Raw genomic sequence first — 14,516 nt, 5'->3', positions numbered from 1 at the left:
GGCTAATCCCTTTCGCCTATTTGCTGTCCAGCAAATCCGATGAGAATAGCTATCAACTGAGGTCTGTCTTCTATGGATTCATCCCTAAATCTGCTCACAAAAGCCTATCTAACTGGTATTGTATCTTGATACTTCACTTCAAGCAGGCAGCAATGACCTTGAGCATCTTTTTCCCTCGAATCTCTTCTGCGAATAGCGGAACTCGCTTGACTTCGTGTTCACGGAAGAGATCCTGCGCATTCTTTAGCGCTGCCTGTTGGACATCCCATCGGCGTTGACAAAATTCACAATCCTCTAGATTCGGCGACAGAATGTCTTCATCATCAACATCTTCAGCGGCAGAGGAGAGAGGCTCCATAACCCGATTAACAACAATTGTGCTTACCGGAATTGAGAATTCTCGAAGTTGTTCTCGAAGCCGTTTTGACTCGGTTACACTTAGCTCTTCAGGGATCATTACAATCCGGAAATCAGTCATGGCAGGGTCTTGCAATACAGCGCGTAGTTGCTCAATACCTTCCTGCAATTCCCGAAGCTCTTCGATATCTTGATTATCTTGCTCAGCATCACCACCAAACATCCCTTTCAATCCATCCATCATCTGGCTGATCCGTTCTTGTATCATGAGGACTCGTCCGACCATTGAGTCCATCACTTCTGGTAACTTTAGCAATCGTAGGGTATGGCCTGTTGGAGCAGTATCGACAACAACCCGCTCAAATCGATCATCATCAAGATAATCAATAAGCTTCTGCATTGCTACGGCTTCATCTGCCCCCGGCATTGATCCACCTAGCATTGCTTCCATTGGACCACCACCGTCCATCATATCACCCATGCCACCCATACCCATTGGGCCCATCCCGTCCATTTGATCATCACCACCAAATGGAGAGGCATCATCCTGTGCATCCTCAGCTGCTTCTCCAAACATTGTTGCTCCTTCTTCCATAGCTTTCTCTGGATTAATCTCAACGCCCCAAAGTGGAAGTTCATCATCGATTGGCGTCGGCTCTGCACCAATATCTACCTCAAGTGTATCCGAAAGCGAATGCGCTGGATCCGTTGATATAACGAGGGTTTTTGTCCCTGTATTCGCAGAAGCAAGCCCGGTGGCTGCTGCCATCGTTGTCTTCCCAACACCACCTTTCCCACCGTATAACACGTACTCTGGTGCGGAGTCGTCTAACTTCGGAACTGACTCAAGCGCTTTCTCAATCTCTTGATCCTCTGTATCGATTTCATCCACTGGTGTAACATCAATATCGCTCATATCAATCCGTAGATGCTAATCACATGTGTACTCGTCGGTTCAATACACCGAAACGTCATCAAATTTCCCTGTATAGGCTTGATGGCTCGGGTGGGTGTCCTCTATCCCTGAAACAATCATTCGATCAAACTTTTTCCACGAGTTTTCCCACCCTAAGTGAAGGAACTCTTTTACTGACTGCCAACGGTGTCGCTTTCCTGTTTGGTGTCGAACTTTTCTTGGAGCCTCCTGTTTAATTGCGGTAATCAACTCGCTTTCCGAAGAAACCGGTGATGATAGTTCTGTCCAAACTTCACCAACTGTCCGCGGGAGGTGTGCATATGATGAGCCAAACCTTGGCGCAGGTAACCCGACAGCTAGCTTCTGTGCCCGTTTGTTATGTACTGTGAGATGCTTTGGATTATACGTCTCAACTCCTACGATGACATTGCTGTATTTTCGGCAGTCTGCAGCGGTCAAACCTACGGTAAAGAACTCCGGATGCGGGACTAATACTGCCGCGTCTTGTCGTTGAAGCTCCTTCATTGCGCCTTCCAGAGTAATAAAATCTGGAATCGGCTCCTGTAAATCGAGTCCAAGCACGTGCTTTCTATTCTCCCATGTTCCAGTGAAAATTTCTCGTCCTGGTATGACAAGGAGATCTTTATCTGTATACTGCTTTGCCTGCTTACGTATCTCTGGGAGCCGCGTAAAATGTGGCGCATAGACAATTGCATCTATACCCCGTTGCTTTGCTCGCTTCACAATGTCTGTAGAGAGCACCTTAGCATGGAGATCAACATTCTGGATATTGCGATCCGTTATTGACACACTCTGTGAATTTTCTGCTAACTTCTATATATGTACTGGAATCTGTCCTTAGAGATTTCCCAGCGTTTAGCTTGATTTGATGAAAATGTCAAAAACATGCGCCAGTCGCATTCAGTTACCAGCTCAACTAATCAAAGCGCTTTCGAACACTGTCAGCATGTGCGTGGAGTCCTTCGGCTTCTGCGAGTGTTTCGATAGTCTCCCGTAGATCGCTCAGTGATTCCTCTGATAGTCGCTGAACTGTGGTCGGTCGAATGAATTCATCAACCGACAGTCCACCAGTAACTGCTGCTAACCCTGTAGTCGGTAGTACGTGGTTTGTTCCTGATGCATAATCTCCAGCTGCAACCGGTGTATACGCCCCAAGAAAGACTGACCCGGCCGAGTCAATCTCTGAAAGCACAGACTCGTCATCCGCTGTGCTAATATAGAGGTGTTCAGCTGCGTAATCTTCCGCAAAATCTGTTGCTTCATCTCTTGACTGTGCGTATAGAATCCCGCTACAATCATTGGCGAGCGCAGACCGAATAGTTTTTTCACGCGGCTGGCTGCTTGCCTGTCTTTCTACTTCAGACGCCGCAGCCTGCGCAGTTTCTTCGTCAGTCACGATGGCGACGACTGACGCATTTGGATCATGCTCAGCCTGGGTCACAAGTTCCGCTGCGATATATTCCGGCTTTGCAGTTTTATCGGCAACCACCAGTACTTCACTTGGTCCAGCGACAAAATCAATTTCGACATCTCCGCGGACTTCCGCTTTAGCTGCACTGACCCAACGATTTCCTGGCCCTACAATCTTCTGGACACTGTCAACCGTTTCTGTCCCGTATGCCAGTGCTGCAACACCCTGGGCGCCACCAATTGCATATACCTGGTCTGCTCCTGATGCATGAATCGCACCCAATGTTGCATCTGACAAGTTTTCCGCTGGCGGTGTAGCAACAGCAATATGATCAACCCCTGCTACTGCGGCAGGAACTACCCCCATAATTGCGCTCGACGGGTACGCTGCTGTACCTCCTGGCACATACACCCCTACTCGTTCTATCGGTCGAAACCGTCTTCCGAGCATCCGACCATCAAAGTCTTTTCGCCAGTCATCTGGGACTTGCTGCTCGTGAAACTCTTTGACATTTTCCACAGCCGTATCAATTGCAGACTGTAACTCTGAATCTAATCGATTATACGCTTCTGCTGTCTCTGCTGTGATATCAATTGTATCGAGATCTACTCCGTCAAATCTCTCTGCAAAGCGACGAACAGCACTATCTCCTTCTGCTTGCACCTCCCTAATAATCTCTTTTACATCTTTCCGAGCAGCTTCAATACCAGCGTCTCGCTCGATAAAATTCTCTTTCTCTGACGTGGTAAGCTCAGAGAGCCGCTGTATGTCCATGTAATTGACTTTGTGTCCTCCTCCTTACCCATTTCCATTTTATAGGCAATAACGACGAATATCTCCAAGAATTGTGAGTCAACTGCCTCTGCCTACTCATCCACCGCTGACGTGGCTGTTCCTTGAGGAAGGTGTGTCGTTAGCCACAAATTTCACATGGTATCGAATTTTCCCGTATCGTATTGTCGGAATAACAATCAATGTCTGACACACGTTTATATGACCTGACAAACCAGTATAATGTATGTCACGCAAAGTCGAAGAGCTTGAAGCCACCATTTCGGAGCTCGAATCGACTGTGCAAGGTCTCACTGAAGAACTGGTGGATACGAAGGAGAAACTCAGGGTAATCGAAGAGGAACTCGGCATTGATGTATCTGAAATTGACCAGCATCGATCTGTAAATGTTGAGCCAGAGTACGAGAATACGGTTGAACCTCCGCAAAACGACACAAACCAAGTAGATAATCCTACCGCAGATCAAAAGTCTACCGAAGCAGACGAACGAATCGAGGAAGATATCATCGTAGCGTAGGAACCTTTATCTCGCATAGCATGCACATCAAATCAATTGTCTTAGATAACTTCAAGAGCTTCGGGCAGACAACCCATATTCCATTATATGAAGATTTCACAACTATTAGCGGTCCAAATGGGTCTGGCAAGTCAAATATTATTGACGCAATATTGTTTGCCCTTGGACTTGCTCGAACACGAGGTATTCGAGCACAGAAGCTGACTGATTTAATCTACAACCCTGGGCACGACGATGATCAATCAGCCCAAAGAGAGCGTGAAGCAAGTGTTGAGGTCGTTCTCGATAATAGTGATGAGACGCTCACTCGATCCCAGGTAGTCAATGCCGCTGGTACGGACAAGGTTGGTAATGTCGATGAAGTCTCGATTCGTCGTCGAATTAAAGAAACTGAGAGCAACTACTATTCATACTACTATCTTAATGACCGATCGGTGAACCTCTCCGATATCCAAGATCTGCTAGCAGCTGCTGGTGTGACTCCTGAAGGATACAACGTTGTCATGCAGGGTGATGTCACAGAAATAATCAACATGACGCCCGGAGAGCGTCGGGAAATTATTGATGAAATCGCCGGTGTTGCTGAGTTTGATGCTAAAAAAGAAGACGCATTTGACGAGCTTCAGACAGTTAAGGATCGTATTAGCGAAGCAGAAACTCGCATCGAGGAAAAACAACAGCAGCTTGATCAACTTAGCACAGAACGTGAGAAGGCTCTTGAATATCAATCTCTTCGGGATGAGAAAGAGACTTACGAGGGGTATCTCAAGGCATCAGAGCTGGAAGAAAAAAATGCAGAGCTATCAGATGTTGAGTCTGCACTACAGGATCTAAAAGCCAAACGCGACCGAAAACAAGAACTACTGGATAAGCGTCAGGGGAGAGTTACTCGTCTTGAAGGTGAACTATCTGATCTTAATGAAGAAATCCAACAGAAAGGAGAGGAAGAGCAACTTGAACTACAGCGTGAAATTGAATCTATAAAGGCTGAGATTGGCCGGTTTGAAGACCGGATCGAAGATGCCAACGAACGAATCGAATCAGCTGAGGCTAACCGCCGTGAGGCGTTTGTTGAACACGATCGTAAACAGGAGACCCTTGAGGAGTTAGAAAGCGATATTCGGGAAATAAAGCTTGAAAAATCATCAATCAAGGCCGATGTCAAAGAAAAGAAAGCTGATCTGGCTGATGTTAAGGCCGAAATTGAAGCTGTCGACACCGAGTATGAAGAACTCAAAGACAAACTTCAGACACTTAAAGAAAAACGTGAAGAGAAAAAAGATCAGAAAAATGAACTGCAACTTAAGCAGGACCGGTTGATTGACGAGGCTCGACGTCGCTCGAATGAGCTTGAAGAGAAAGAAGAAGAACTCTCAACACTAAAAGATCGGATCCCTGAGCTAGAGGCAGAAAAAGACGACCTTCAGACAGAATTACAGAAAGCAAAGGCTAATCGTGAGAATATCAACGAAGTTCTCTCTGATCTGCAGGAGAAGAAACGCAACCTTGAGACCGAACTTCAGGAGATTGAAGATCAGCTCCAGCAAAAGCAACAGGAATATGCTGAACTTGAGGCCAGAGCAGAACAAAGCGGCAGTGACAACTCCTATGCGAGGGCGGTCACAACCATTCTAGACGCAGATTTCTCTGGTGTGCATGGTACTGTCGGACAACTTGGAGCAGTTGAAAATCAGTATGCAACCGCTTGTGAGACAGCCGCTGGGGCTCGACTCGCAAATGTCGTTGTCGATAATGATGAGGTCGGACAGCAGTGCATTGAGTATCTAAAATCGCGAAACGCCGGCCGGGCGACATTTCTCCCGATAACTGAAATGAACAAGCGTCGCCTACCACAAGCCCCATCCGATCCCGGCGTGATTGACTTTGCCTATAATTTAGTTGATTTTGACTCAAAGTACGAAGGTATCTTTTCTTATGTTCTTGGTGATACACTCGTTGTTGAAGATTTGGATACTGCACGCGCTTACATGGGCGACTACCGGCTAGTTACGCTTGACGGCGAACTTGTCGAGAAAAGCGGCGCAATGACTGGTGGTTCATCGAAAGGAACCCGATATTCATTCTCCAAAACGGGAAAAGGAAAACTGGAGAGAGTCGCTGCAAAAATCACGTCACTACAGGAAGACCGAGATCAGCTTCGTGACGATATTCAGTCTGTGGATTCTCGTATTGAGCAAGCGAGAGATAAGCGGGCAGATGCAACTGAAGAGGTCCAGTCAATCCAAAAAGACTTCGAGAACATTGAAGAAGAAATCGATAGTCTTCATGATAAGATCACAGCTACGGAAAATCAGATTGATGAACTTAATGACGAACGAGAGGCAGTCGATGAGAAGATGACGGCACTACAGGAGGATATTGATGCAATCGATTCAGAGCTAACGGAACTTGATGATGAAATTACTGAGGTAGAATCCCAACTTGAGTCCTCTCGCATCCCAGAATTGACCGCGCAAGCAGATAACATACGAGACGAAATTGACTCACTAAATTCTCAACTCGATGACCTCGATGCACGTCTTAATGAACGGCAACTTGAGAAAGAATATGTCGAAGAATCAATTGAGGATCTTGAGGCCGATATTGAGGAAGCACAAAATGAAGTTGCTAAACAGCGCGAACAAATCCAAGAGTTTGAAGATCAAATTGAAACTCAGGAAGACAAGCTAGAATCCAAAAAGGAGGCTGTTGAGGAACTCGAAAACGAATTAGCAGATCTGAAAGAACAACGCGAGTCATTGCGCGAGGACCTCCAAGCAGCAAAGGAAGAGCGTGATCAAGCTCGCGATACGGTTCGTGACATAGAAGCTGATATTGAGGACTACCAAGAGAAATCTGATCGCCTTGAGTGGGAAATTGAAGAGTTACAACAAGAAGTTGGAGAATATGATCCCGAAGACATCCCGCCATACGACGAAGTAACAGCATCAATTGAGGAACTTGAGTCTGAAATGGCTGAGCTTGAGCCAGTGAATATGCTTGCAATTGATGAGTATGATCGCGTTGAAAGTGAGCTCGATGATCTTAAAGAGCGTAAAACAACGCTGGTAGATGAACGAGATGAAATAAAATCCCGAATCGAATCATATGAGGCACAAAAGCGAGAGGCATTCATGGCCTCCTACGAAGAAATTGATACTCATTTCCGAGATATTTTTGAACGGCTATCTAACGGTACTGGAGAACTGGTTCTGGAAGATGAGGAAGACCCATTCTCCGGAGGTCTAACAATGAAAGCCCAGCCGAGTGATAAACCTGTACAGCGTCTCGAAGCGATGAGTGGCGGAGAGAAATCACTTACTGCACTGTCGTTCATCTTTGCAATTCAGCGACATGATCCTGCTCCATTCTATGCGCTAGATGAGATTGATGCATTCCTTGATGCGGCAAATGCCGAACGGGTTGGTGAAATGGTTGATGAGCTCGCTGGTGATGCCCAGTTCGTAGTTGTTTCTCACCGATCTGCGATGCTTGATCGTTCTGAACGTGCTATCGGGGTCACAATGCAAGATGACAATGTTAGTACAGTCACTGGAATTGATCTGTCGGAGGAGGCATCAGCATGAATGGACTCGATGTAACTTCACAATCAACAGAAGATTCAGCAGACGATGACAAAGCTGAACCTGTTGAACTCTTGGTACAGCTCGCGGAAGATGGCGAGATTGATCCGTGGGACATAGATATCGTACAGGTAACTGAAGAGTTCCTTGCTGCTCTAGATGAAGGTGATCTCAGAAAGTCTGGTCGGGCCCTATTCTATGCATCTGTACTTCTCCGCATGAAAAGCGATACACTCCTGCAAGATGACGATGAAGAAGATGAGCGAATTAATCAACCTCGTCCGGGTGATCAGCCCTTCGATGAACCACGACCTACATCTGATCCAATTGACACGCTTGAAGATGAAATTGAGCGTCGCTTAGACCGAAAAAATGCACGTGGATCTCCTGAGACCCTTGATGAACTTATTCGCAAACTTCGTGAGGCAGAACGGGGGTCACGGTGGAAACAGTCTCGCGAATATGACACAACTGAATCCAGTGGACACCGTGATGGCACGATGACTGTTAGTTATCATGAGCAGGATACCACTAGAGCGTTCGATGAACCAACTGCTACAGAGGTTACTGAGCGGACACACGGTGAAGATATTGAAGAAATCATCGACCAACTCTATGATACCTTACAAGAGCATTATAACGCAGGTCGCTCAGAGGTTTTGTTCCGTGAGATTGAATCTGCAGGAGGTTCGCGCGTTCAAACCTATCTTGCTGGGCTATTTCTCGCACACCGCGGAAAAATACAACTCCAGCAAGACGAATTATTCGGCGATCTCTGGCTCCAAGATCCGACTGCTGATATCTCCTCTTCTGAAGCTGTTGCTGACTAATTTGCCTATTGACCTCTTGATCAACAGAGGAACAAACTCTGTCAGTCTAAGAATTTTAGGACGTATCCGGCAAACGTAGCCCTCTTGCTCCAGCAACGATTTCGTTCCGGCGTTCCATTTCGTTGAGAACTTCGTCCACCCGCTTTGGTTGAACTACCTCTAAATCAAAATGGCTAATTCCGTGATATTCTTGCAGCAGATCCTTTATTTCAGTTGATGTAAACCACGTGTTCTCTGACTTTTCCATTACGCCGGTGATTAAGTCGATCATGTCCTCAATGAAATTCCATGGAAACACGATCCAGGCCCAGTCCCCAAGTTGCTCACCAACGTAATCTGGCTCAGTTTTGCTTGTATCAAGAAGTGATACCGTGGCCGTTTTGACTGAACAAGGATCATTTTGCTGTATATATTCTCGAGCATGTTGGATTGACTGTCCAGTATCCGCAATGTCGTCGATAATAAGTATGTCTTTATCAGTAATTGCTCCGTCCGGAAGCGGATATCGAACCTGTGGCTCGTCGGCCTGTTCCCCTGTGCCAACGTAATGCTCGATTTTTAGACTCACAAGGTCGTCAATCCCTAGTAGATCACAGACTACTCGGCCAGCAAACCAGCCCCCACGGGCTAATGCAACGACCGTGTCTGGTGACCACTCTTCTGCACGCACCTGCTCAGCAATCAAGTGCGTTCTATCGTATACATACTCCCACGTCACAAGCTCGCAACGAAATTGATCGGGCAATTCACCCATACCTGAGTTCATCGTCCGACTCAAAAAGAAATATCGATGCTCGTGTACCTCATCGTTGGTCCAATAACTCAAAAAGCGGCAGAAAATCGTATTTATTGAGAATAGATAACACACTTTCTCTCATGTTCCCCTGGTGTTCATGTTACATGAACTCAACTGTGTGCTTATGGAACAGATTCAGTTGATGCTTGTCGATACATTTGCCACTCGATCACTTTCAGGCATTCCGACTGGGGTTGTCCCTAATGCGAGCGGTCTCGATACCAGTACGATGCAAGAGATTGCCCGCGAAATCCCGGTTGGCGAAATTGCTTTTTTGTATCCAAGTGATGATGCAGACCCACAGATTCGATACTTTACTCCACAATCTGAGATTGAAAGCTCAGGATATGCAACAATTGGTGCTTTTATTGGGCTTCTTGATGCGGGCACTGTTCAGCCAGGCGAACGAGAAGTTAAAACAAATCGTGGCATTGTCCAGATTGATATCACCGATGATCACCATGTATGGCAAACTGGTCTTCATCGCGCGATTGATGAAGTTTCGATAAGTCCAACGATGATTGCTGACGGGCTGGGGATTTCCGAAAACGGGTTAGCCACACCAGAGCTGCCTATTGCTGCCGCTTCGGTCGATGCACCGTGGTTGATTGTTCCTGTCTCATACTTCTCTGACCTGCGCAGCATAACTCCTAAATGGCCCGCTCTCACGGAGTTGTGTCATCAGCACGACCTGACTGGCATTTATGCATTTACTTTTGATACTTTACAGACTGATACAACGGCTCATGCCCGTGTTTTTCTTCCGAATCGACAACGGGAGGTTCCCGGTGCTCGGATGGCCGCAGGAGCAGCTGGCGTGTATATCCGTGAAATGCAAGCCCTTGACGGTGGGTCTCCTGATGGACTTTGTTTTGAACAAGGTTATCACATAAACCGACCAGCTCATGTCTCTGTCAAAGTGGCCCGTGATGTCCGGGTTGGTGGAACTGGTACAATAACACTGAATGCGAAGCTCTCAGTTGATTCACCTGATCCCGGTGATATCATCGAGGCATAATTCCATCTGCAGCCGTTTACGGCGGCAGCAAGGCAAGAGTGCTTGAATTTAGCCGTTGAATGAAGACGGTAGTCGGGAGATAACTACAGAGACACTGTATCCTCCGTTTTCGTTCTCATCTGAAGCATATGCATAACTATGCCGAGATAGCTTAGCCACTTGAGTAAACGGATGATCCCGGAATCTAGACTACACCACTCTGAGAGTCTTTTCGACTACTGGTCGTGGATTTCGAAATACCGGCAACTTCGGATCTCATCCCGGGGCTGGAAGCGGAGGCCTGGCCCCGCGAAAAGACGGGTCATACCAACGAGTCTTCAGACCTGAGTCCACCGACGTGGAAATCTCATGGTTGAAATCGCAAGAAGGTGCCAACTTCTGACTCCGATTGTGATGTATCGATTCATTTCTCCTATTTATATATATTGTTCGACACATTTTGGCAGATAGTTCGGAAGCTTCATTGTTCCGGTCGTGGTGACACAATAATACAGATGGCAGTAATCTGGCTTGAGGAGACATCTGCAGGGGACACCGACCTTGTTGGCGGAAAAGGTGCGTCACTGGGTGAACTAACCTCTGCGGGCCTTCCAGTCCCGCCTGGATTTGTTGTTAGCGGCGAAGCGTACCGATCCTTTTTGGAAGAAACCGGAATTGATGACGAACTGTTTGAAGCGGTTGATGTTGATGCTGATGATACCTCCGCGCTGGAGGAAGCTGCTGATCGAGCTCAGTCTTTGATTCTCGAAGCAGAGTTTCCGGACGAACTCCGTAAAGAGATTCTTGCAGCATACCGAGATGATTTGGGTGAAGGAACATTTGTTGCTGTTCGCTCAAGCGCCACAGCAGAAGACCTTCCTGATGCAAGTTTTGCTGGGCAACAGGAAACCTTCCTAAATGTTACCGGAGACGATCTAATTGAAAAAGTCCGAGAATGCTGGGCATCACTGTTTACGCAGCGAGCAATCTATTACCGGCAAAATCAGGGCTTTGACCACCGAAGTGTTAATATTGCAGTTGTTGTTCAAAAGATGGTTGAAGCAGACAAAAGTGGTGTAATGTTTACCAGTCACCCGTCGACCGGTACTTCTGAGATGATTATTGAGGCCGCATGGGGACTCGGTGAGGCTGTTGTCGCTGGAGAAGTCTCGCCCGATAACTATGTTGTCGACCGAGAAACGGGCGACATTCTTGATGTTTCTGTTGCCACAAAAGAAATAATGTATGTCAAAGACGATGAGACCGGCGAGACTGTTGAGAGAGACGTCTCTGATGCTAAGCGGACAGAACGCGTGCTCTCCGATGACGAGCTTGAAAACCTCCGCACACTTGGACAAAAAGTAGAACGCCATTACAATGCTCCTCAAGACGTTGAGTGGGCAGTTTCTGACGGCGACATCTACATGCTGCAATCTCGCCCGATCACGACTATCGACGACTCCGCGGATAATTCTGATTCTTCTGAGCTTTCAGATACAATTGGCGATCAGAGTTCGAATCAGAACAATAGCGATCAGGCTGATTCAGATGATGTTTTAGTTACTGGCTTAGGATCAAGTCCGGGTAAAGTCAGCGGCCAAGCCCGTGTTATCAACTCTGCTGATGAGCTTGATAAAGTCGAATCGGGTGACATCATTGTCACCGAGATGACGACTCCTGATATGGTACCAGCGATGAAACGCGCTGCTGGAATTGTAACTGACGAGGGTGGTATGACCAGTCACGCATCAATTGTTTCCCGTGAGCTTGGTGTCCCCTCTGTTGTTGGCGCTAGTACCGCTACTACCGCTATCGAAGACGGACAAGACATTACTATTGATGGAGACAAAGGCACTGTTGTAGCGGGCACCGATACCGAAGAGGATCAAGCAGAGCATGATCCAGTAAGCGAGGTGCAGCCAGATACGCCAGTAAAACCAATGACCGCCACGCAAGTGAAAGTCAACGTTTCCATCCCTGAAGCCGCAGAACGTGCAGCAGCAACCGGTGCTGATGGCGTTGGACTGCTCCGAATGGAGCACATGGTCCTCTCTCTTGATAAAACTCCAGAACGATATATCAACGATCATGGTCGCGATGCATACATCGATGAACTTGTTGGTGGTATCCGAAAAGTCGCCGATGAATTTTATCCGCGCCCTGTTCGAGTTCGAACACTCGATGCGCCGACAGATGAATTCCGCGAACTAGAAGGCGGGGATTCAGAACCTGTCGAGCATAATCCAATGCTCGGATACCGGGGGATTCGCCGAGCTCTTGATCAGCCAGAAATCTTCCGCGCAGAGCTGGAAGCATTCAACCGGCTTTATGATATGGAATATGATAATGTTGAGATCATGTTCCCGCTGGTCAATGATGAGAAAGATGTTCGGCAAGCAAAATCGCTGATGGAAGATGTCGGTATCGATCCTCAAGAACGGTCTTGGGGTGTTATGATTGAAACTCCAGCATCTGCTCTTTGCATTGATGAAATAGCAGAGGTCGGAATTGACTTTGCGTCGTTTGGTACAAATGACCTAACTCAATACACGCTTGCAGTTGATCGAAATAACGGTGCTGTTGCTGACCGGTTTGATGAAATGCATCCGGCTGTTCTTCGGCTTATCGAACAAGCTATCAAGACATGCCGAAAGCATGATGTCGACACAGGAATCTGTGGACAGGCAGGTTCAGACCCAGAAATGGCAAGATTCCTCGTAGAAAAGGGTGTCACCTCAATCTCTGCTAACATTGATGCAGTCCGTGACATTCAACATGAAGTCAAACGCATCGAACAGCGTATGCTGCTTGATTCTGTCCGTAATGACGGTTAACTGAATCCTAAAATATTTAGAATATTTTCACGAGACGATAACTCATAACATCTATAATTGTTGTCTCCTTTCCGTGTGTATGCTACCTGAGTCACAGTCGTTTGATCGGGTTCTTTCTTCGATGTGTACAAAACCTCATCCCGAAGCAGTCGAAGCTGCCACCCGATATATCGCGACGAATCCCGGTGACCCTTCTACATTTCCTGCCGTATCGCGTCTTGAAGACCGGGCAATTTCGATCCTTGGGGAGATTACCGGCCTTTCATCTCCGAACGGATATATCACTGCCGGCGGAACAGAGGCGAACATTCAAGCGCTTCGTATCGCCCGTAATGCACATCCTGTCCAGAACCCGAATGTAGTTGTTCCGGAAAGTGCTCACTTTAGCTTCCAGAAAGCTGCACACGTACTTGATCTTGAGCTTCGTACAGTCCCAGTTGACGATCAATACCGTGCTGATCCCAAACAAATCTCGCGGCATACAGACCACAGCACCGTTTGTATTGTTGGTATTGCCGGAAATACCGAGTACGGACGTGTCGATCCCCTGTCTCAACTGGCTGATATCGCTTACGACTATCAGGCTATCTTTCATATTGATGCAGCATGGGGCGGATTTGCTCTCCCGTTTACCGAACACGACTGGAACTTCTCTGACATCCCAGTTGATACCATGACAATTGATCCCCATAAGATGGGAAAGGCTCCAATTCCTGCTGGTGGCTTACTTGTTCGGTCTGAGGAACTTCTTGACTCTCTCGCCATTGAAACACCCTACTTAGAAAGCTCCTCTCAAACAACACTGACAGGAACCCGGAGTGGTGCAGGAGTTGCTGGTACCGTAGCAGCGCTGGAGAAACTCTGGCCATCGAAATATCGATCGATCGTTAATCAACAACAAGAAAATGCGAAATGGACTGCAAGTGCATTATCGGACCGGGGATTGGACGTTGTTCCCCCAGAACTTCCACTCGTTGCTGTTGACTTACCTAATAATGTTTTCAATGAGCTCAAATCCAGTGGCTGGCGTATCTCCCGAACATCCCGTGGCGAGCTTCGTATTGTATTCATGCCACATGTTTCACGAGATATGATTAGGGAATTTCTCACTGACTTGGACCGGTTACTTCCGAAGACGACTTCGAACTAGGTGTGAGATGTGTTGAGGTAGTACACTTGTTTTCGAGCATCGCGGAAGCTGTATCGTGCACCGACTATTTCTTCATCCTCTAGTCGGTTTAATGCATAGCGAACTGTTCTGTCCGGTAGCAGAGTTTCAGTAGCAAGCTCGCCCTGCGATAGTGGAGCATCAATCTCAAGCACTTTTGCAACGAGTTTAGCACTTGGAGGTAGGTCATCAAGTCGGTCCCGGTATTCTGTCTGGGATAGGACATCATCTGATTGCTGTGCCGATTTATTTGCTGTCCTCATGGACATATATCTTCACAGAACATCCCTTGT

General features: G+C 47.1%; 11 protein-coding genes. 6 read left to right on the top strand and 5 right to left on the bottom strand.

The features are described 5' to 3' along the window. Nucleotides 1-133: 133 nt before the first annotated feature. The 3 genes from K0C01_RS00915 to hisD all read right to left on the bottom strand — a co-directional run bounded on the left by K0C01_RS00915 (nt 134) and on the right by hisD (nt 3,479). Entirely contained in the window at nt 134-1,273 is a 1,140-nt protein-coding gene (locus K0C01_RS00915; protein ID WP_221170205.1) for an ArsA family ATPase, read from the bottom strand. 39 nt (nt 1,274-1,312) lie between these two features. Then, entirely contained in the window at nt 1,313-2,083 is a 771-nt protein-coding gene (locus tag K0C01_RS00910) for a PHP domain-containing protein (RefSeq protein WP_255568331.1), read from the bottom strand. 127 nt (nt 2,084-2,210) lie between these two features. Continuing rightward, nucleotides 2,211-3,479 carry a histidinol dehydrogenase gene (gene hisD, locus K0C01_RS00905; protein ID WP_221170204.1) on the bottom strand — a complete coding sequence of 423 codons (1,269 nt, stop codon included), beginning with the start codon at nt 3,477-3,479 and terminating at the stop codon, nt 2,211-2,213. Between the two features lie 244 nt (nt 3,480-3,723). Between hisD and K0C01_RS00900 the strand changes: the two genes are divergently transcribed. The 3 genes from K0C01_RS00900 to K0C01_RS00890 are packed head-to-tail and all read left to right on the top strand — an operon-like array spanning nt 3,724 to nt 8,428. Continuing rightward, entirely contained in the window at nt 3,724-4,014 is a 291-nt protein-coding gene (locus K0C01_RS00900; RefSeq protein ID WP_221170203.1) for a DUF7518 family protein, read from the top strand. A 20-nt stretch (nt 4,015-4,034) separates the two neighbouring features. Continuing rightward, the gene (gene smc, locus K0C01_RS00895; protein WP_221170202.1) at nt 4,035-7,601 is read left to right on the top strand and encodes a chromosome segregation protein SMC; all 3,567 of its coding nucleotides are present in this window, start codon (nt 4,035-4,037) and stop codon (nt 7,599-7,601) included. After that, nucleotides 7,598-8,428 (top strand): segregation and condensation protein A, encoded by an 831-nt coding sequence (locus K0C01_RS00890; protein WP_221170201.1) that lies wholly within the window; start codon nt 7,598-7,600, stop codon nt 8,426-8,428. The genes smc and K0C01_RS00890 overlap by 4 nt, the downstream gene beginning before the upstream one ends. A 55-nt stretch (nt 8,429-8,483) precedes the next feature. Here K0C01_RS00890 and K0C01_RS00885 read toward each other — a convergent pair whose 3' ends face one another. Beyond that, entirely contained in the window at nt 8,484-9,182 is a 699-nt protein-coding gene (locus tag K0C01_RS00885; RefSeq protein WP_221170200.1) for a phosphoribosyltransferase, read from the bottom strand. Between the two features lie 166 nt (nt 9,183-9,348). Here K0C01_RS00885 and K0C01_RS00880 point away from each other — a divergent pair, with 166 nt between their 5' ends. From K0C01_RS00880 to mfnA, 3 genes are all read left to right on the top strand, one after another. Beyond that, entirely contained in the window at nt 9,349-10,242 is an 894-nt protein-coding gene (locus tag K0C01_RS00880) for a PhzF family phenazine biosynthesis protein (RefSeq protein WP_221170199.1), read from the top strand. A gap of 494 nt (nt 10,243-10,736) precedes the next feature. Continuing rightward, nucleotides 10,737-13,055 (top strand): phosphoenolpyruvate synthase, encoded by a 2,319-nt coding sequence (gene ppsA, locus K0C01_RS00875; protein WP_221170198.1) that lies wholly within the window; start codon nt 10,737-10,739, stop codon nt 13,053-13,055. 79 nt (nt 13,056-13,134) lie between these two features. Then, nucleotides 13,135-14,205, top strand: coding sequence for a tyrosine decarboxylase MfnA (mfnA, locus tag K0C01_RS00870; protein WP_221170197.1), 1,071 nt, complete (start codon nt 13,135-13,137; stop codon nt 14,203-14,205). On the opposite strand, the gene K0C01_RS00865 is transcribed toward mfnA, so the two are convergent. Then, nucleotides 14,202-14,492, bottom strand: coding sequence for a helix-turn-helix domain-containing protein (locus K0C01_RS00865; RefSeq protein ID WP_221170196.1), 291 nt, complete (start codon nt 14,490-14,492; stop codon nt 14,202-14,204). The genes mfnA and K0C01_RS00865 overlap by 4 nt on opposite strands. Nucleotides 14,493-14,516: the final 24 nt, after the last annotated feature.

Source organism: Salinarchaeum sp. IM2453 (assembly GCF_019693215.1).
In the GTDB taxonomy this organism is placed as follows: domain Archaea; phylum Halobacteriota; class Halobacteria; order Halobacteriales; family Salinarchaeaceae; genus IM2453.
Note: the sequence above shows the minus strand (reverse complement) of the source record. Positions and strands in the feature narration are given on the sequence as shown.